Genomic DNA, 19,659 nt, shown 5'->3' on the forward strand with positions numbered 1-19,659 from the left:
CCCCCGCCGTCTGACCTATTCGTCCCTTTTTTTCTTGCCAAAGCCGAAGCCCTGCAAAAGCCCCGAGGGCAGGCCAAGGCCTTCCTCGACGGCTTTCAGAACCTCCTCATCGTCGGCCTTGCCTTCGATGACCTTCTGCACGTCGATCTGCACATTGCCGCCGGTCGCCCGTTTCACGGCCTCGCTGGCAGCCCCGGCCAGCGCATCCTTGTCGATCTTGCCGCCGTCCTTGACGATCTTCGTCAGCTCTCCACCCAAGGCCTCCAACTGCTTGTAGGCCTCTTCCGGGTTCTGCAGGATTCCGGCGATGTCCGGATAGATTTGCGGATTGTCCCAGGAACCCTTGATCACTACAGGCACCCCGAGACCCGCCAGTTTCTTGTCCTCGCCCTTTGCCCGTGGCGTCGGCGCCTGACCTTCCAGGGTCGGCACCACACGCGGTTCCACACGCCAGTCCAGCGTCCGCTGCGGCATGTCGGTCGTGCCCTTGCCGGTCATCCGAACCAGCGGCCCGATAAGGCTCAGATCCGACGTGGTGGCAATACCCTGGGCAATCTGGAAAGAAGCGGTCAACGAGCTGAAGTCGGTCTTTTCCTCGGAGGTGTCTTGCCACCCCAACAGGGTTTCCAGCGACAGCCCACGCAACATCTTCGGAATGTTGAGGCCGCGAATTGCTCCGTCGAGGAATTGATAGGACGCGGTTCCGGTGAGGCCGGACACCAGCGCCTTCTGGCTAGCTCCCGTCGTCTTGACGTCGAGCGTGATCGCCGCCGTGCCTTCCAGCCAATCGAAACCGGCAGCATCCTGCAGAAGCGACCGTGCCGCCACGCTCGCTAGACTAAACTTGGCTGCGATGGAAGGCGTGCTTGCCCCTGACACCGTAAGGTCGGCACTCCCGGCACCTTTGTAGAGGCTCAGGTCTGCAAGCTTGGCAGTCAGGAGGCCATTTTTCAGATCCGCTGACAAGTTCCCGCGATCAATGGTGATACCGTCATAGGTGATCTGCCGAGCGTCTGCAGTCACGGAGGCATCGACAAGTGTCAAGGCCGAAAGGTCCAGCGGAGCATCGCTCCACCCCGCGCTTTGAGCCCCGGAAGTCTGGCCTGATCCGGCAGATGCGCCTGCTGCGCTGGCCGAACCAGCACTGCTGAAATACGGATCCAGTCCCAGACGAGAGAATGTCAGCGCCGCTTGCAGGCTCGGCTTTCCACCCAGGCTCACTGAACCCGAGGCCGTGCCTTCGGTTTCATCCAGCGTGAAGGACGTATCCTTGAAGAGAAGGCGCTGGCCGTCCTTATCGAACTGTCCGCTGACGGCGAAATTCCGCAAGCCGTTTCCAGCCTCGACTGGTCGCCCGAAACGCGCCAGCAGATCCCTCAGGTTGGCAGTCTCCAGCGAGACCGCGCCATCCGCACTGCCATTGAGGGAAACCGTGCCCTTGAAACCGGCGGTCACCGGGGCCGCCTTTACACGCAAGGACGTCTTGGCCGGATTACCGGACATCAGCGTGGCGAATGTGCTTTGCCCCTGAACCGTGAAGGCCTCGCCCAACCAGGAAAGACTGCCCGAGAGAGACACCGGCGCATCCCGGCCCTTCAAGGCGACTTGCAGATTGAGGTCGGACACATCATTGGCAGACCCTGGAAGGTCCAGCGTTTCAGACAAGTTCAGACCGCTCAATTTGCCTCGGCGGACCTCTGCGGTGCCATTGATATCAAGGGAATCCAGCACGTCATCCAGGTTCAGCCCTTGCGCTGTAAACCGCAAGTCTGCCGCCAGCTGCCCCGTCGCATCAACCGGCACAGATGCAAGACTGGCAAGGTCGGCCAGCGGCGCCTCCCGGATCAGCAGTCGGCCCGTATGGCTGGGATCACCTTCGCGCAGCGACGCCTGCAGCTGACCTTCCGCACTCAGCGACCCGATCGTCCCCGTCAGATCAGCCAGCGAGACAGCATCTTTGCTGCCGTCGAGTTTGGTGAAAAAGGAGAAACTGCCCGCAGGAACCGGGCCAGACACACCGAATGCCTCTGCAACCGCCGCAAGATTATCGCCTGAGCCTGTGATCTTCAGATTGGCAAGCAGCGGTTTCAGGCTCAGGTCACCATTGACGCCGAGCTCCGCTCCGGCGACTGTCGCCGTCAACATGACAGGTGCCGTCGCACCCTGCGCCAAACCAAGGGGATTTTCAGCCGTTCCGGTAACTGTAACCGCCTGACCTTGCCAGATAAAACTGCTTTCAAGCGCCACTTCTCCGGTCAGATCCGGAGCTGCAAGCGTCAGGGCCAGTTCGTTGAACTGCTGCTTCAGCCCCGTCCGGCGATCCTGATAGACCACCTGACCGTCTTCGATTTCCAGACGGTCGACTCCAATGCGTGCCAATGCACCCAAACCGGTATCAGCACCAGTTTCAGCCACTTCGGTCGTGGTTGCAGGCGCTTCTGATTCTACAGGAGTTTCTGGCGCTACGCTTGCTGCAGCATCCCCGCTGGAGGCCATTCCGAGGATCTCGGCAGCTTCTTCGGCAGGCGTCAGCTGGCGTCGCGGCGCCCAGCTTGTCAGCCCGGACGCGGAGGTTTCGAGAAACAACTGTGGCTTGACGAGACGCAGGCCGGTCACGCGAACATCACCGCCGATCAACCCGGCCCAGGCCAGATCGACGCGAAGTTCTTCGGCTTTAGCGAATTCAATGCCGTCGGCGCCAGCCTCGCCCGAGATGCCGACGTTCTCGGCCACCAGCGAAAACTGCGGCACGACCGAGATACTAACGGGACCATCAAGACGTAGCCGCCAACCGGCGGCTTTCTCCACCTGGGCAATCACCCGGGTCTTGATGGTATCAAGCGGGAGCACATAAGGCACCGCTGCAACTGCTGCTACTGCCAGGCCGAAAAGCACCAACAGACCGAAGACTATCCGCCGCATTGTCCGTTCCTCGTTGAGTTGATTCGGACCTTACGACAATATGACCCGGCCTCGCGAGGGGCAAACTGACACCAATTTACACGGTCAGGTGCTTGCGGACTTCTTCCTCATCAAGATCCTTGCGGTCACCGGCGAGCACAACTTCGCCTCGATCCATCACCGCGAAGTCATCTGCAAGGTCCCGCGCAAACTCAAAATACTGCTCAACCAGCACGATTGCCATGTCGCCCTGCTCGCGCAGCCACTCGATCGCTCGGCCGATATCCTTGATGATCGACGGCTGAATGCCTTCGGTTGGCTCGTCCAGAACCAGCAGCTTTGGCCGGGTCACCAGCGCCCGCGCAATCGCCAGCTGCTGCTGCTGCCCACCGGAAAGATCCCCACCGCGACGATTGAGCATGGATTTCAGCACGGGAAACAGCTCGAAGATCACCTCCGGAATGTTCCGGTCTTTGCGCGGAAGACACGCGTATCCCGTCTCAAGATTTTCCTTCACGCTCAGCAGGGAGAAGACTTCGCGCCCCTGCGGCACCACCGCAATCCCCCGCCTGGCCCGCGCATGCGGCGCAAGCTTGGAAATGTCCTCGCCGTTCCAGACAATCCGCCCGGCGGAAATCGGATGCTGGCCGACTATTGCCCGCAGGGTGGAGGTCTTGCCCACGCCGTTCCGGCCCATGACACAGGTTACCTTGCCAATCTCGGCAGCCAGAGACACGGATTTCAGAGCCTGTGCGGCACCATAGTGCAAATTGATATTCTCAACGCTCAGCATGACAGATCCAGTGCTCGAGAAAGTTGTGGCGTGCGCTTCATTTCCGTTACCGCCCCAAATAGACTTCAATGACCCGTTCATCGGCCGAAACATGGTCCAGAGACCCCTCGGCCAGAACCGAGCCTTCGGCCAGGCAGGTCACCTTGACGCCTAGTGCACGGATGAAGGTCATATCGTGTTCTACCACCACCACCGAGTGGGTCTTGGCGATGTCCTTGAGCAATTCGGCAGTCTCCATCGTCTCTGCATCCGTCATGCCCGCCGCCGGTTCATCAACCAGCAGCAGCTTTGGATCCTGGGCGAGCAGCATACCGATTTCCAGCCACTGCTTCTGACCATGCGACAGGTTCGCCGCCAACTCATCGCGCTTGTCGCCCAACCGGATGAGCGTCAGGAGGTCCTCGATACGCGTCTTTTCTGCACCCGAGATCATGTGAAATAGTGTTGCAAACGGACCACGAGGTGCCTTCAGCGCCAGTTCAAGATTGTCCCAGACCGTGTGGCTTTCAAAGACCGTCGGCTTCTGAAACTTGCGGCCGATACCTAGCTCGGCAATCGAGGCTTCATCTTCGGCGGTCAGGTCGACAACGCCGTTGAAGAAAACCTCGCCACTGTCGGGCCGTGTCTTGCCGGTGATGATGTCCATCATGGTGGTTTTACCGGCGCCATTCGGGCCGATGATGGCCCGCATCTCTCCATGTGTAATCACCATGGACAGGTCGTTGATTGCCCTGAAGCCGTCAAAGGAGACAGAGACGCCGTCGAGATAAAGAAGGGTATTCTGACGAGACATGACTTACTCCGCAGGCTGAGGGTCGACATTGGCCGCAGCGGCCGGAGATGTAGGCGGAGTTTTCGGAGGCTTACCACCACCAGCCTGGGCATTTGAGGAAACCCGGCGCTGGCGCAGAGCCGTCCAGCCATCACCGATTGTGCCCAGAATACCTTTCGGCAGGAACAGCGTGACCACCACGAACAGGGCGCCCAGCGCAAACAGCCAGACATCTGGTAGCGCCGCCGTGAACCACGTCTTGGCAAAGTTGACGAGAACCGCACCCAGAACCGCGCCGATCAGCGTTCCACGCCCTCCGACTGCAACCCAGATCACCACTTCGATGGAGTTTGCTGGCGCGAATTCGCCCGGATTAATGATCCCGACCTGAGGCACGTAGAGCGCCCCGGCAATCCCGGCCATCATCGCCGAGAGCACCCAGACGAAGAGTTTGTAGTACTCCACCCGGTAGCCGAGAAACCGCGTTCGGCTTTCCGCATCGCGCACCGCCACAAGCACTTTCCCGAGCTTCGACTTGGTGACATAGCGACAGATCAGAAAGCACACCAGCAGCGCCAATCCCGAAGCAACGAACAACCCCGCTCGCGTGCTGCTGGCCTGAATGTCAAAGCCGAGAATATCCTTGAAATCCGTCAGGCCGTTGTTGCCGCCAAAGCCCATGTCATTGCGAAAGAACGCCAACAGCAGCGCATAGGTCAAGGCCTGGGTGATGATCGACAGATAGACCCCTGTGACCCGTGAACGGAAGGCAAACCAGCCGAAGACGAAGGCCAGAATGCCAGGTGCAATCATCACCATCAAAAAGGCAAACCACGCCATGTCGAAGCCGTACCAGTACCAGGGCAGCTCCTGCCAATTGAGGAACACCATGAAGTCCGGCAGGGTCGGGTCGCCGTAAACGCCACGGGTGCCGATCTGGCGCATCAGATACATGCCCATGGCATACCCGCCCAGCGCGAAGAACGCCCCGTGGCCGAGCGAGAGGATCCCGCAGAACCCCCAGACCAGATCCACCGACAACGCTAACAGCGCGTAGGTCAGATACTTGCCCATCAGCGTGACAGCGTAGTTCGGCACGTGAAAGAAGTTGTCTGGCGCAATCAGTATGTTCAGGGCGGGCACCAGCAGTATGACTGCAAGCAGGATCGCGATGAACACACCCGCCTTGGCGTCGAGAGTCCGGAAGAGATAGGAGGTCATCATGCTTCAACTGCCCGGCCCTTGAGGGCGAACAGCCCCCTTGGACGCTTTTGAATAAAGAGAATGATGAAGACGAGAACAAAGATCTTGCCGAGCACCGCCCCCGCATAGGGTTCAAGGAACTTGTTGACCACACCAAGCGTCATGGCGCCGACCAGCGTGCCCCAGAGATTGCCGACCCCGCCAAACACCACCACCATGAAGCTGTCGATGATGTAGCCCTGACCGAGGTTCGGTGAGACATTGTCGATCTGCGAGAGCGCCACTCCGGCGATCCCTGCGATACCTGATCCGAGGCCAAAGGTCAGCGCGTCGATCCACGGCGTCCGGATGCCCATGGAAGCGGCCATCCGGCGGTTCTGGGTTACGGCCCGCGTGAACAATCCGAACGGCGTCTTCTTCAGCACCAGCATCAGTCCGGCAAACACCAGCAATGCAAACACGATGATCCACATCCGGTTGTAGGTGATCGTCAGCTGGCCCAGCTCAAACGCCCCCGACATCCACTCCGGATTGCCGACCTGCTGGTTGGTGGGCCCGAAAAGCGAGCGGATCGCCTGCTGCAGGATCAACGACAGTCCCCACGTCGCCAACAGGGTTTCCAACGGGCGCCCATACAGCCAGCGGATGATCCCCCGTTCGACCGCCACGCCAATGGAGCCGGAAATCAAAAAGGCCAGCGGCAAGGCAATGAACAGCGAATAGTCGAACAGCCACGGAGCGGAGTTTCTGATCAGCTCCTGGACCACAAAGGTCACATAGGCCCCGATCATCACCATCTCGCCGTGGGCCATGTTGATGACCCCCATCACGCCGAAGGTGATGGCCAGACCAATGGCTGCCAGCAAAAGCACCGATCCGAGCGAAATGCCGTACCAGATGTTCTGGGCATTCCCCCACATCGCCAGCGACTTCTCGATCTTGGTGATGGCCGCCGCGGCCGCTTCCTGCAGCGCTCCTTCCGTGCTGTCACGCACCCCGATCAGAAGGGAGAGCGCGTCGCGGTTTCCGATACTTGCAATGGTTTCGATAGCTTCAAGCTTGTCACTGTCACCGCGGTCGGAATTGAGAAGGGCCGCGGCCCGGGCTTGCTCCATGACCAAACGCACATCATCATCCGTCTCCTTTTGCAATGCGGCTTCCAGAGGCTCAAGGCCTTCCGGGTCTCCCGCCTTGAATACGGCTTCCGCCGCGGCCAGCCGAACCTTCGGATCAGCAGCCATCAATGTCAGCGATCCCATTGAGGCATCGATGACCCGGCGCAGCCGGTTGTTGACCTTGATTTTCGAAACGTCCCGACGTCCCGCCTCACCGGCATTTTCAGTGGTCAGAGGGTCGATCAGCAGATAGCCCTTGCCCCCCTTGGTCGCGATGAACACTTCGCCATCGGCCTTGCGGACATAAAGGTCGCCGGCCCGCAGGGCCTTCAGCGTCGGCACGACAACCGGATCACCACTTGCGACCAAAGCTTCGACCTGCCTCTGGGTCTCGTCGTACTTACCCTTGGCCAGGTTGTTCACCAGTGGCCGCAAGGCGTCGAGATTTTCCTGGGCCTGGACCGACTGCCCCTGGACACCCAGGAGAAAAACCAGACCGAGAAGAGCGAAAAGCGATCGTGCTAGGGACATGGGTCCACCGCGTTGGTGTTTGAAAAGCCTGCCGTATGTCGACTGGCGAAAGACGGCGTGTCTCGATTTCCAAAATCGGATTGGGTTAAATGAGCCCCACCCCTAACCCCTCCTTCACATGACGAGGGGTTAGGGGTGGGGCCAGGAGAGGCGGACAAAGCCCGCCTCTCGAGAACATCTTGCAAAGCCTTAGCCTTCAGAACCGCCGCATTTGCCGGTCTTGACGTTGAAGTTGCCGCAGGACATCGGCGCGCGCCAATCGGAGATCAGGTCCTTGGAGCCTTCGAGATAATCCGACCATGCATCGCCAACCACGAGGCCCGGAGTTTCCCAGACAGTTTCAAACTGACCGTCTTCCTGGATCTCGCCGATGAGAACCGGCTTGGTGATGTGGTGGTTCGGCATCATGGAGGACAGCCCACCAGTCAGGTTCGGAACCGAAACACCAACAATGCTGTCGATAACCGCGTCCGGATCCGTGGTACCGGCCGCTTCAACAGCCTTCACCCACATGTTGAAGCCGATGTAATGAGCTTCCATCGGATCGTTGGTCACGCGCTCTTCGTCGCCGATAAAGGCCTGCCAGGTATCGATGAACTCGGCGTTGACGTCAGTGTCTGCGGACTGGAAGTAGTTCCAGGCAGCCAGGTGACCGACGAGCGGAGCTGTGTCGAGACCAGCGAGTTCTTCCTCACCAACAGAGAAGGCAACAACCGGGATGTCTTCGGCCTTGATGCCTGCGTTGCCGAGTTCCTTGTAGAAAGGAACGTTGGCATCGCCGTTGATGGTCGAGACAACAGCAGTCTTTTTGCCAGCCGAGCCGAACGCCTTGATGTCGGACACGATCGTCTGCCAATCGGAATGACCGAACGGCGTGTAGTTGATCATGATGTCTTCTTCAGCAACACCCTTGGCCTTCAGATAGGCTTCAAGAATCTTGTTGGTGGTCCGCGGGTAGACGTAATCGGTACCGGCCAGAACCCAGCGCTCAACGCCTTCTTCGTTCATCAGGTAATCGACAGCCGGGATCGCCTGCTGGTTCGGAGCAGCGCCAGTGTAGAAGACGTTACGCTGGCTTTCTTCACCTTCATACTGAACCGGGTAGAACAGCAGGGAGTTCAGCTCTTCGAAGACCGGCAGAACGGATTTGCGTGAAACCGAAGTCCAGCAACCGAAGACAGCGTCGACCTTGTTGACTTCGATCAGCTCACGCGCCTTTTCGGCGAACAGCGGCCAATCGGAAGCCGGATCGACCACAACGGCTTCAAGCTTCTTGCCAAGAATGCCGCCCTTCTTGTTCTGCTCGTCGATGAGCATCAGCATGGCGTCTTTCAGAGTGGTTTCCGAAATTGCCATTGTGCCGGAGAGAGAGTGCAGGATGCCGACCTTGATGGTTTCTTCCTGAGCCAGAGCACCGCTGATCATCGTGGTCCCCATGAGACCGGCGAGTGCCAGGCTCGCAGCGCGAGCCGTCAACTTGTTCATCATGTTGTCATTCCCCTCTTTGAAACCGCCCCCACAACCTCTGACAAGCAGCTGTAATTCGCCGCCTTCATGGCCGGAGCGCCAGATGTGAACAGAGATGCAAAGCTGCGCCCCTGTTGCTGAAAACCAGTGTGGGCTGGGAATGCTGCGGTGCCATATACGTCGATTGACGTAGGCCCCTGCGCGTTTCGCACCGTCAAAATGCGCAGCTGAAGGAATGACGAGGCTCTCTCATTTTTCACTGACGCAATAAGCGGCATGAACCCTGCAAGAGGTGCGGAAGAGGAAGCAGGTTAAGGCTCGGGTTTCCGGGCTGATTTCACGATCACTTGACCGCCGCACGTGACGAAACTGCGTAAGAAATGGGCAAAAGATGGATTTCAGGGCACCTTCATGACCGCACGGCAACGCATCCTGCCGGTCAGGCGAAAGTATAATCAGTGGGTCAACAATCAGACCCTGGAAGACTACGCCCTGCGCTTTACCGCCAAGTCGGCACGGCGTTTTTCCTCCCGCCGCCTGTCACAAACCGCCATCGGAGCCATCTCCTTTTTGGCACTTGAGGCTGTGGGCGGGGCAATTACTCTGTCCTACGGCACAGCAAACGCCTTTGTCGCCATCCTGATCGGCAGTCTGGTGCTACTGCTGGTGGGCATGCCGATCGCCCGCTACGCCATGCGCTATGGTGTCGATATCGATCTGCTGACCCGCGGCGCCGGCTTTGGCTACATCGGCTCCACCGTCACCTCGCTGATCTACGCCAGCTTCACCTTCATCCTCTTCGCCATCGAAGCCTCGATCATGTCGAGCGCGCTGGAATACGTCTTTGGGTTGCCGTTGTGGGTTGGCTACATCGTCTCGGCTCTGGCGGTCATTCCTCTGGTGACCCACGGCGTCACGCTGATTTCCAAGTTCCAGCTGCTGACCCAACCGTTCTGGATCGTCCTGAACATCCTGCCCTTCATCTTCATTGCCTTTTCCGACGGGGCCGTGTTTGGCGAGTGGCTGGCCTTCACCGGAATTGATCCGCAAAGCAATCTCCCTCGTCCGCCGTCGCCGGGCTTCGCCTCGCTGGATCTCATCAGCATCGGGGCGGCATCCGCCGTCATTCTGGCTCTGATGGCCCAGATCGGCGAACAGGTGGACTTCCTGCGCTTCCTCCCGCCGCAGGAGCTTGCCCGCAAGCGCCATCGCTTCGCACTGTTTCTGGCCGGCCCCGGCTGGGTCGTCCTGGGCGCACCGAAAATGCTGGCCGGATCGTTTCTCGCCGTGCTGGCGCTGTCTCACGCCATACCGATCGATCATGCCGATGAACCGTCACGCATGTATGCGGTGGCCTTCGGCTACATGATCCCTTCGGAACAGGCGGTGCTGCTGCTGATGGTGGCCTTCGTCGTCGTCTCGCAGCTGAAGATCAATGTCATGAACGCCTACGCCGGGTCGCTGGCCTGGTCGAACTTCTTCTCCCGCCTCACCCACAGCCATCCCGGACGCGTCGTCTGGCTGATCTTCAACGTCGCCATCGCACTCGTGCTGATGGAACTGGGCATCTACAAGCTGCTGGAGGAAACCCTCGGCATCTTCTCCATCGTTGCCATGGCCTGGCTGTCGTCTATTTCCGCCGATCTCTTCTTGAACAAGCCACTCGGCCTGTCCCCACCGGGCATCGAGTTCAAACGCGCCCACCTCTACGATATCAATCCTGTCGGGACCGGTGCAATGGTCCTGGCAACGGTTCTGGGGCTGCTCGGACATTATGGTCACTTCGGTGAATATGCGGCCGCCTATGCCACGTTCATCGCGATGATTGCCGCCTTCATCCTGTCGCCACTGATCGCCTTCGCCACCAAGGGACGCTTCTACCTTGCCCGCAAGCCCCGCGCCCATTGGCAACAGCAGTCGACCATCACCTGTTCGATCTGCGAAAACCCGTTCGAGCCGGAAGACATGGCTTATTGCCCGGCATATCAGGCGCCGATCTGCTCGCTCTGCTGTTCGCTCGACGCACGCTGTCACGACCTGTGCAAGCCCAATGCCCGACTGAACTATCAGGTGGGTGTTGTCGCCGACCGGGTTTTGCCCGTGCGGATCGTGCAGGCGCTGAAAACACGACTTGGCCGCTATGGCATGACCGCCTGCATGGCTGTGGCCAGCATCGGCGTAGTACTCTGGGTCATCTACGCCCAGGCAGCGGATCGTTTCCCGGAAACCTCGCCCCTCATCGGCCAGACCATTGCGCTGATTTTCGTGGTCTTTGCCATCGCCGCCGGCATTGCCTCCTGGTTTCTGGTGCTGGCTCATGACACGCGTCATGTGGCGGAAGAAGAATCCGCGCGCCAGAACGCCCTGCTGCAGCGGGAAATCGACGCTCACCGTAAGACCGACGCCGCCCTGCAGAAAGCCAAAGAGGATGCAGAGGCCGCCAACATGGCCAAGAGCCGTTATGTGGTCGGCCTGTCGCACGAGCTGCGCACGCCGCTCAACGCCGTGCTCGGCTATGCCCAGGTGATGGAGCAAGACGTCGAGATTCCCGAACACCGCAAGTCCAACATTCGCACCATCCGCCGCAGCGCCGAGCATTTGTCCGGTCTGATTGACGGCCTGCTCGACATTTCACGCATCGAAGCCGGGCGTCTGCAGGTCTATTCCAATGAGGTCAACATCCACGACCTACTGGATCAGCTGGTCGACATGTTCAAAATGCAGGCCGAGGCCAAGGGGCTGGAGTTCCGCTACGAGCGGGCCCGCAACCTGCCGATCTATGTGCGCACGGATGAAAAGCGCCTGCGACAGATCCTCGTCAACCTGCTCTCAAATGCCATCAAGTTCACCGATGACGGCCACGTCTGTCTGAAGATCACCTACCGCTCCCAGGTTGCCAATTTCACCATCTCCGACAGCGGCCCCGGCGTTGCCCTGGAAGAGCAGACCAAGATCTTCGAGCCCTTTGGCCGCTCTGAAGGCGTAAAGGCCAGGCGCACGCCCGGTCTGGGTCTGGGCCTGACCATAACCAAACTGCTGACCGAAACCCTAGGCGGTGCCATCGCCCTCGCCAGTGACGAGGGTCAGGGTGCCAGTTTCGAAGTTCGCCTGATGCTCGCCGCCGTCAGCCGCCCGGTCAAACCCCGCTCACCCGCAAAGCGCATCATCGGTTACGCCGGGCGACGCCGACATCTGGCCGTCGTCGACGACAATCCCGATCACCGCGCCCTTCTACGAGAGATCCTCGAACCCTTGGACTTCCGCATTACCGAAGCCGAAAGCGGACCCGAATGTCTGGAAAAGGTGGCGGATCAAGCTTTCGATCTCCTCCTGATCGACATTCTCATGCCGGGTATGAACGGTTGGGAACTGACTGAAGTCTTGCGCAGCCGTGGCATCGAGGCGCCAATCATCATGATCTCCGCCAATATCGGCGACGCCAATCTGCGCCCCAGCGGGCCTGAGTTGCATGATGACAGCCTGGCAAAGCCCTTCAATCTGCCGCCGCTTTTCGACAAGTTGCAGCAGCATCTGCAGCTGATCTGGATCGAGGATGCGGCAATCAGGCGCCCCGCCCCGCCAAGCGTCGAAGCACTGCCTCAGATGGCCACTCTGCCAGGCTTCGGCCCCGCTGTGGTCAGCGCCCCTGTTGACAGCACCTCTTCAGGCAACGCTCCGGTAAAACCCAAACACCCTGGAGAAGCCGCGCTGGCGGATTTGATCAGTTTGGGAGAGATCGGCTACATCTCAGGCATTGAAGAAAAGCTCAATAGTCTGGCGGCGGATCCATCCAACGATCAGCTGATAGGAACCCTCCGCGCGTATCTGCAACGGTTTGATTTCGCCGGCTACACCAAAGTCCTGGAAGAGTTGAGGCAGCATGACTGAGACCACCCGCGACATTGTCCTTGTCGTTGACGACAATCCTGAAACGCTTGGGTTTCTGACCCAGGCACTGGATCAGGCCGGGATCACCGTTCTTGTCGCGACCAGCGGACAAGGTGCCTTGAGCGTCGCCGAGCGGGTCACCCCCGACATGTTCCTGATGGATGCCGTCATGCCCGGGCTGTCCGGTTTCGAAACTTGCAAGGAGATCAAGGCCCGACCGCATCTGGCCCATGTGCCGGTGATTTTCATGACCGGCCTGAGCGAAACCGAACATATCGTCCATGCACTGGAATCCGGTGGCGTCGACTTTCTGACAAAACCGATCAACATCGACGAGCTGAAGGCCCGCATCCGGGTCCACCTCGCAAATGCCCGTTCCGTCCAGAACGCCCGGATCGCCCTGGATGCCGCCGGTCGTCATCTGGTGGCGGTGTCACGCAATGGCACCCTGCGCTGGTCAACGCCGCAAACCCATCAACTGCTTGCCTCCTGCCCGTCCGGCGACACCGTGCTGCTGATGGAGATTGCCGAGGCGCTGGGCGCATGGCTTGACGGCGACGCTGCACGCATCCAGGCCCGCTCCGAGCCCTTCACCCTGACGCCTCTCGGCGAACTGTCGATCCAGATGCAATATCTCGGTGCGGTCAGTGGTGACGAGGTGCTGTTTCGCCTGACCACAGCCGATCACCCCAACCAGTTGGAGGTGCTGCGCGACAATTTTGGCCTCACCACCCGCGAGGCAGATGTTCTGCTGTGGATCGCCAAGGGCAAGGCCAACAAGGACATCGGCGAAATCCTCGGCTTGAGCCCCCGCACGGTGAACAAGCATCTGGAGCAGATCTACCAGAAACTCGGTGTTGAGAACCGGGCCTCCGCTGCCGTGCGGGCTGCGCAAGCCCTCTACGAGATCTGATAACCAGCCCTGCCAAATCCATCACGGCGCCCGGAGCCGATTTTTCTATCCAGTCCCGCCGTTTGAAAATGACTTTTCTGCCTATTCTCAAGGCATATTGCTATAAGACGATGCAATTCACCTTGAGGCCAGCAGAACTGCATGTCGATATTCCAAAGACTTAACCCGTCGCTCGTCCCGACAAGCGGCCTGGAACGTCTGCGTGCCTCGCTCGGCGCACTCACTGGCATCCTGCTCACCGGGCTTGTCAGCACCCTGAGCCTGGGTAGCGACGTGAACTTGCCACTGCTGATCGCCCCCATGGGCGCCTCTGCTGTACTGTTGTTCGCAGTGCCCAACAGCCCTCTGGCCCAACCATGGTCAATTCTCGGAGGCAATCTGATTGCCGCCTTCGTCGGCGTGTCCCTTGCCCTTGTCATCCATGAACCGCTGTTGGCCGCCAGCGCCGCCATTGCCGTGTCCATCGGCATCATGCTCATGCTGAACTGTTTGCACCCGCCAAGCGGCGCCGTTGCCCTGACAGCCGTGCTCGGCGGCCCTGCCATCCATGAAGCCGGCTACTGGTTTCTGCTGTCCCCCGTCGGCGTCAACAGTGTCCTCATCCTCGCAGTTGCACTGGTCTTCAACAACATCACCGGACGCCACTACCCCCATGACGCAAGCACCTCGGCCAATGCTCACAAGACGGCAGATGCTCCACCAAGCCGCCGGGTCGGCGTAACCGGAGCGGATATCCGTGCCGTCATCGAAGAGCAGGACGAGTTGCTCGATGTCAGCCCCGAGGATCTCGACGAGCTGCTGCACCGAGCCCAGATCCGGGCTTTCAACCGTCAGGCTGGTCAGATGACCTGCGCCCATATCATGTCAAAGGACCTGCGCACCGTGCATCCGGAGACAAAACTGACGCATGCCTGGCGGCTGCTGGTCGGTCACCATGTAAAAGGACTGCCTGTCGTCGATGCCGAGGGCAAGCTGACGGGGATCGTCACCCGTGCCGACTTTATCCGCCATTCGGTCTTGTCGCCGGAAGGCCGCCTGAAACTCGGCCCCGCACGGCTTCTGATGGCAACGGTCAAACGGAACCGCCCTCTGCGACTGGTTCAGGACATCATGACCCGGCGCGTCCAATCCGCCTTGCCCGACACTCCCGTCGGCCTGCTGGTCTCGCCAATGGCCGATCAGGGCGTCCATCACATGCCAATCGTTGATGCGGACAATCGCCTCCTCGGCATCGTCACCCAGTCAGACCTGCTTGCAGCCCTTTTTCGCCGCCCAACTCAAGACATTTCCCCGCTTCACCCCACGGACACGGCCGCCAGAAGACTGACTCTGCAGGAACAATTCTGACGCGCTTTGAAAATGCCTCAATCAGCCACGGAATCGGGTTGCATCCTTCCCAAAGTTTTCCTATAAGCCGTCGGTCCAGAGTCGTCCGGCTCTTTGTGGGCTGGCATTGCGCGTGCAAATTCAACTTAAACCGCAAGCCACCTTTCCCACGAAGCATCAAGGGCATGCCGTGTCGACTTCTCGATGCACCAACAAGTAAAGCGACGGCTTGCCCGTCGTACAAACGAAAGGATGCAAAATGCCCAAGCTGAAGACCAAATCTGGAGCGAAAAAGCGCTTCAAACTGACGGCAGGCGGCAAGGTGAAAGCTGCTCAGGCTGGCAAGCGCCATGGCATGATCAAGCGCACGAAAAAGTTCATCCGCAACGCCCGTGGCACCACCACGCTGGCACCGCAGGATGCAAAAGTCGTGAAGCAGTTCCTGCAGGGCTAAGCCCCGAGCACCCACATTAAAGGAGATTTCCCATGTCGCGCGTCAAACGGGGTGTAACTGCCCACGCACGTCACAAGAAGGTTCTTAAGGCAGCCAAGGGCTACTACGGCCGCCGCAAGAATACTATTCGTATCGCCAAGCAGGCTGTCGAAAAGGCAGCTCAGTATGCTTACCGCGACCGTAAGGCCAAAAAGCGGACTTTCCGTTCGCTTTGGATCCAGCGCATCAACGCTGCGACCCGGCAGGAAGGCCTCACATACGGCCGCTTCATCGATGGCCTGAACAAGGCCGGCATCGAAGTTGACCGTAAGGTTCTGGCCGACCTGGCTGTAAACCAGCCGGACGCCTTCAAGGTGCTTGTGGAAAAGGCCAAGGGCGCAATTGCTGCCTGATACTGGCTTCTAAGACCTTCAATTTGAAGATCTATTACGCTTTCAAAGGCGCGTTTCTCACGAAGCGCGCCTTTTTCTTGTCCGCTTTTGCCTTGTGCCCAGCCGAAACTTCCGATCTGATAGCCGGATAAGCTTTCGCCCTGTCCTCAGGAGGAAAGGCATACCCATGGTTTTTGGACGATCTGACTTCCCCCGCTCCGATTCGGAGCCGGGCGGTCACGCCTCCTGGGTCTTCGTTCCCTGGTTCATCTCGCTTGTCGTGCTGGAAGCCCTGCCGGTCTTCGGCGTGGAATGCCTGTTTTCCTGGTGCGGTGTGCAATTCGGCGAATGGAAGGTTATCGCTCTCGTCGTGTCCTTCACGGTCCTGGCGCTGACCGGCGCCCTGGAATGGGCAATGGACCACCTGCGCTAGCTCTGACGGCCTTACACTCAGGCTCTCACTCCGACCTGTCGACCAGCCCGACCTTGTAAAACACCACCGGCCCCGGTTGCGTCGGGCGTGCGACCGGCTCCAGGCTCAAAGGCAGAGCTCCGAACCTGAGTTCCTCGCCTTCCAGCCAGTACCGGTCCTTCAGAACCGTTCCCACACGCGCAAACCCCTGCCCCCCACAGGTCCGCCCTGCCACATCCCGTTCCCGGTTCAGGGCCCAGGGTCGTGCCCGCGCAAAGCCGCAGCCAAAGTTGTCAGGCTGCTCATTATAGAGGGCCAGCGCCTGCCGGTCGGCAACGCTCAGTCGCACTGCCTCGACCCGGTGGTCCAACTCCCCCAGAGCCGAATTGCCGATGATCTCCCCGCGATAGCGCGCAAGCACCGTCGGCCTGTCACAGGAAGGCCCGGCAAACATCTGAGCCTGTGCCCGCAGCACTCCCAGAGGGCTGACATGCAGGGTCACCACTGCACCATGCCGTCCGCCCATACCCAACTTGATACAGCCTGACGTCCAATAGCCCTGGATTGGCACACGCACGCCGCCCGGCAACACGTCCTGAGCATGGACCGGCACCTCAAGCGCGGCACTGAGCGTCAGCATCGTCAAAATTAGCCTTATCAAAACGTAACTCCCAATCTTCCGAAGAAGCACGAATAGCCCCGCATTTCGCTGGATTTCACTTACCCGCGGATAATGGTTTAATTTTTATTTTCCCAATTTTGTTAACTTTTAAATCCCAAAAATGAGGGAAACCGCGCCACAAAGGTTAACGGCCTGTAAATTCTGGCATGGCGATTGCGACGTATCGTTGAGGCACGGATCCCCTGTGCCAAAGTGAAACAGTCATAGGCGGTTTTGGTGCGTATTGAACCGATCAGCTCCTACGGACGTTCCAACATGAACCGGAAGCGTCCCAGCAGTGATGAACAGCCGCAGCGTCGCGAGAGCCGTCGACCTGCAACCCCGATGATCACGCTGGAAGCCACTCGCATCGAGCGCGAGCATGATGCCTTCATCGCCCGTTACCGGCCCAATGCACCGTTTCTCGCTCATTTGATCGCCACCCGTGACGGCGACCCCCAGACACGCTTCAAGCGTACGACAGAGCCTGAAATCGGCACCAGCAAATACCGCGAGACCGCTGCCAGACCGCGCCGACGCGAAGTCGGCCACGTCATTTCAAAAGAATTCTGAGCAATCTTCAGATCAGCCGGAATTCCGGCTTTTTTCAGGCAAGCACGGTGGCGGAACCCACCCGGTTTCGCATGCTGCAAGATATTTTCTCGATCGCGCCCAGCCCAACGCGCAAATGCCAAGAACCCGCGCAATCAGGCCAATTTCCCCGTGACCTCCGGCCTCAGCACCTGTTGCAGCAAAGCGTGATCCTCAACACATCGAAAATATGAAGGAACCGTTAATCCTGCCCCTGCGTTCTATTTCATGAGGCCGCCAAACGGCCATGATGAGCGGAAGGGGATTGTCCCATGCAGGTTACGCGTTCCTCAAGCATCCCGAACCTGATGACCGGCACCCGTCACCAAGGCGATGAAGGTGAACCCGGCGGTCAGCGCAAACCGCCATTTTACCTGGCCGAGAGCAAAACCCCGGACAGCTCTGCCGCACACGAGACCGAGCCAACCATTGTCCCGCGTGCCGGGGCCATTGCCTATTCGCCAACTCTGATTTCCCTCACCACAAACGTCGACAGGGACAACGCCTCCACGGATCTTGCGCAGCGCTCGGGCGCCGCCGCCTATCGCGCCGCTGGCCGTGTCGTCACCACCATGCCCGCCGGCCACCTCCTCGCCGCCAGCTTCTGACTGCCAATTCGCCTTGACGATTGCCATACCACGGCCGGAATAAACCTTGCTTCTCAGTTCCGTGCTAGGTCTCGAAAATGTATCCGCCTAACCTGTGTTTTCACCGCAAACCTGTCATCCAACCCGATAGGCCTTGCAATGACGCTGGAAAGCAGGAATTAAGTGCCGGAGCTTGAACGAGCCTGAGATACGAATACCGGAGCATTTCTTTGAAAGGCATCATCCTTGCCGGAGGCAGCGGCACGCGTCTTTATCCGTTGACCATGGCAGTCTCCAAACAGATCTTGCCGGTCTACGACAAACCCATGATCTACTACCCGCTCAGTGTTCTGATGCTAGCGGGCATCTCAGAAATTCTCATCATTTCAACACCGCGCGATCTGCCGGTGTTTCAGGCGCTTCTGGGCGACGGCTCAAATTTTGGCGTCAATCTCAACTATGCAGAGCAGGCCGAACCCAATGGGCTGGCGGAGGCCTTCATTATCGGCCGGGAGTTTGTCGGAAACGATGCCTGCACTTTGATCCTCGGCGACAATATCTTCTACGGTGCCGGTCTATCTTCTCTGTGCAAAAAGGCTCTCTCCGAGCCGTCGGGAGCGACCATATTCGCCTACCACGTAGCCGATCCCGAGCGTTACGGAGTTGTCGACTTCGATGCAACAACTCGCCAAGCCGTCAGCATTGAAGAAAAACCGGCTCAACCCAAGTCAAACTGGGCGGTGACCGGGCTCTATTTTTACGACAATGACGTTCTCGACATCGCGGCAAGCGTCAAACCATCGGCGCGCGGTGAATTGGAAATTACCGATATCAACATGGCCTATCTCGAACGTGGAGGCCTGCGCGTCGCCACGCTCGGACGCGGCTATGCCTGGCTCGATACGGGAACGGTCGACAGCATGCACGAGGCATCGGCTTTCGTGCGAACCATTGAGCATCGGCAGGGCTTCAAGATCGCTTGCCTGGAAGAGATCGCCTATCTCAATGGCTGGCTGAGTGCGAGTGAAGTGATCTCGCGCGCCGAGCTACTGGGAAAATCTGGATACGGCGCCTATTTGCGCCGCTGTGTTGGAGAAAAATGACCATGCCCGAATTCCGCCCCCTTGGCCTGGACGGGGTCATTGAAATCCTGCCCAAAAAATTTGGCGATGACCGTGGTTTCTTCTCCGAAACCTACAATGCCAAGGCATTTGAGGAAGTCGGTATCAACCTCGGCTTCGTCCAGGACAACCATTCCTTTTCGGCTCAGCAAGGCGTTTTACGGGGTTTGCATTTCCAGACACCACCCTTTGCCCAGGACAAGCTCGTGCGTGTTACCCGCGGCTCCGTTTTTGATGTGATCGTCGATATCCGCAAGGGCTCACCCACATTCGCGCAATGGATCGGTGTGGAGATTTCAGCCAAGAAGTGGAACCAGGTGCTCGTCCCCAAAGGGTTTGCCCACGGCTTCGTAACGCTCGAACCCGACACCGAATTCCTCTACAAGGTTTCAAATTACTATTCCAAGGAGTGTGATCGCTCCATCCGTTTTGACGACCCCGCAATCGGGGTGGAATGGCCGGTTGATACCGCCGACGCCATCCTGTCGGACAAGGACAGGACAGCCGCCCTTCTGACCGAAACGGACACCGGCTTTGTTTATGAAGGTTAAGA

The 19,659-nt window shown here is 59.1% G+C and carries 16 protein-coding genes and 1 pseudogene; 10 read left to right on the forward strand and 7 right to left on the reverse strand.

Annotated features, from left to right (window positions below):
- Positions 1 to 15 precede the first annotated feature (15 nt).
- The 6 genes and pseudogenes from J0X15_RS16265 to urtA form a co-directional block, all read right to left on the reverse strand.
- Positions 16 to 2,925: pseudogene (locus tag J0X15_RS16265) on the reverse strand (AsmA family protein); the annotation flags it as partial.
- 73 nt (positions 2,926 to 2,998) lie between these two features.
- Positions 2,999 to 3,694 (reverse strand): urea ABC transporter ATP-binding subunit UrtE, encoded by a 696-nt coding sequence (gene urtE, locus J0X15_RS16270; protein WP_206942922.1) that lies wholly within the window; start codon positions 3,692 to 3,694, stop codon positions 2,999 to 3,001.
- A gap of 46 nt (positions 3,695 to 3,740) precedes the next feature.
- Entirely contained in the window at positions 3,741 to 4,487 is a 747-nt protein-coding gene (gene urtD / locus J0X15_RS16275) for an urea ABC transporter ATP-binding protein UrtD (RefSeq protein WP_206942924.1), read from the reverse strand.
- 3 nt (positions 4,488 to 4,490) lie between these two features.
- Positions 4,491 to 5,690, reverse strand: a complete 1,200-nt coding sequence (gene urtC, locus J0X15_RS16280; protein WP_206942926.1) for an urea ABC transporter permease subunit UrtC — start codon at positions 5,688 to 5,690, stop codon at positions 4,491 to 4,493.
- Positions 5,687 to 7,315: an urea ABC transporter permease subunit UrtB gene (gene urtB, locus J0X15_RS16285; RefSeq protein ID WP_206942928.1), complete on the reverse strand. Its 1,629-nt coding sequence runs from the start codon at positions 7,313 to 7,315 to the stop codon at positions 5,687 to 5,689. The genes urtC and urtB overlap by 4 nt, the downstream gene beginning before the upstream one ends.
- A 189-nt stretch (positions 7,316 to 7,504) precedes the next feature.
- On the reverse strand, positions 7,505 to 8,800 hold the full coding sequence (gene urtA / locus J0X15_RS16290; protein WP_209015411.1) for an urea ABC transporter substrate-binding protein: 1,296 nt from the start codon (positions 8,798 to 8,800) through the stop codon (positions 7,505 to 7,507).
- A gap of 393 nt (positions 8,801 to 9,193) precedes the next feature.
- Here urtA and J0X15_RS16295 point away from each other — a divergent pair, with 393 nt between their 5' ends.
- From J0X15_RS16295 to J0X15_RS16320, 6 genes are all read left to right on the forward strand, one after another.
- Positions 9,194 to 12,670 (forward strand): hybrid sensor histidine kinase/response regulator, encoded by a 3,477-nt coding sequence (locus J0X15_RS16295; RefSeq protein WP_206942932.1) that lies wholly within the window; start codon positions 9,194 to 9,196, stop codon positions 12,668 to 12,670.
- On the forward strand, positions 12,663 to 13,583 hold the full coding sequence (locus J0X15_RS16300; RefSeq protein ID WP_206942934.1) for a response regulator transcription factor: 921 nt from the start codon (positions 12,663 to 12,665) through the stop codon (positions 13,581 to 13,583). Before J0X15_RS16295 ends, J0X15_RS16300 begins: the two co-directional genes overlap by 8 nt.
- A gap of 141 nt (positions 13,584 to 13,724) precedes the next feature.
- Complete coding sequence (locus J0X15_RS16305; protein WP_206942936.1) at positions 13,725 to 14,930, forward strand: HPP family protein; 1,206 nt, start codon at positions 13,725 to 13,727, stop codon at positions 14,928 to 14,930.
- 238 nt (positions 14,931 to 15,168) lie between these two features.
- On the forward strand, positions 15,169 to 15,363 hold the full coding sequence (gene rpmI, locus J0X15_RS16310) for a 50S ribosomal protein L35 (RefSeq protein ID WP_206942938.1): 195 nt from the start codon (positions 15,169 to 15,171) through the stop codon (positions 15,361 to 15,363).
- 32 nt (positions 15,364 to 15,395) lie between these two features.
- A complete protein-coding gene (gene rplT / locus J0X15_RS16315) occupies positions 15,396 to 15,755 on the forward strand; it encodes a 50S ribosomal protein L20 (RefSeq protein ID WP_206942940.1) in 360 nt (119 codons plus the stop codon).
- A gap of 166 nt (positions 15,756 to 15,921) precedes the next feature.
- Positions 15,922 to 16,167 (forward strand): hypothetical protein, encoded by a 246-nt coding sequence (locus J0X15_RS16320; RefSeq protein WP_206942942.1) that lies wholly within the window; start codon positions 15,922 to 15,924, stop codon positions 16,165 to 16,167.
- A gap of 25 nt (positions 16,168 to 16,192) precedes the next feature.
- Here J0X15_RS16320 and J0X15_RS16325 read toward each other — a convergent pair whose 3' ends face one another.
- A complete protein-coding gene (locus J0X15_RS16325; RefSeq protein ID WP_206942943.1) occupies positions 16,193 to 16,786 on the reverse strand; it encodes a hypothetical protein in 594 nt (197 codons plus the stop codon).
- 258 nt (positions 16,787 to 17,044) lie between these two features.
- Here J0X15_RS16325 and J0X15_RS16330 point away from each other — a divergent pair, with 258 nt between their 5' ends.
- The 4 genes from J0X15_RS16330 (at position 17,045) to rfbC (ending at position 19,657) form a co-directional block, all read left to right on the forward strand.
- Positions 17,045 to 17,380: a hypothetical protein gene (locus J0X15_RS16330; protein ID WP_209015398.1), complete on the forward strand. Its 336-nt coding sequence runs from the start codon at positions 17,045 to 17,047 to the stop codon at positions 17,378 to 17,380.
- 290 nt (positions 17,381 to 17,670) lie between these two features.
- The gene (locus J0X15_RS16335; protein WP_206942945.1) at positions 17,671 to 18,006 is read left to right on the forward strand and encodes a hypothetical protein; all 336 of its coding nucleotides are present in this window, start codon (positions 17,671 to 17,673) and stop codon (positions 18,004 to 18,006) included.
- Positions 18,007 to 18,215: 209 nt separating this feature from the next.
- Positions 18,216 to 19,088 carry a glucose-1-phosphate thymidylyltransferase RfbA gene (gene rfbA, locus J0X15_RS16340; RefSeq protein ID WP_206942948.1) on the forward strand — a complete coding sequence of 291 codons (873 nt, stop codon included), beginning with the start codon at positions 18,216 to 18,218 and terminating at the stop codon, positions 19,086 to 19,088.
- A 2-nt stretch (positions 19,089 to 19,090) separates the two neighbouring features.
- Complete coding sequence (gene rfbC / locus J0X15_RS16345) at positions 19,091 to 19,657, forward strand: dTDP-4-dehydrorhamnose 3,5-epimerase (protein ID WP_209015412.1); 567 nt, start codon at positions 19,091 to 19,093, stop codon at positions 19,655 to 19,657.
- Positions 19,658 to 19,659: the final 2 nt, after the last annotated feature.

The sequence above is a fragment of the Roseibium limicola genome (genome assembly GCF_017313085.1).
Lineage (GTDB): Bacteria > Pseudomonadota > Alphaproteobacteria > Rhizobiales > Stappiaceae > Roseibium > Roseibium limicola.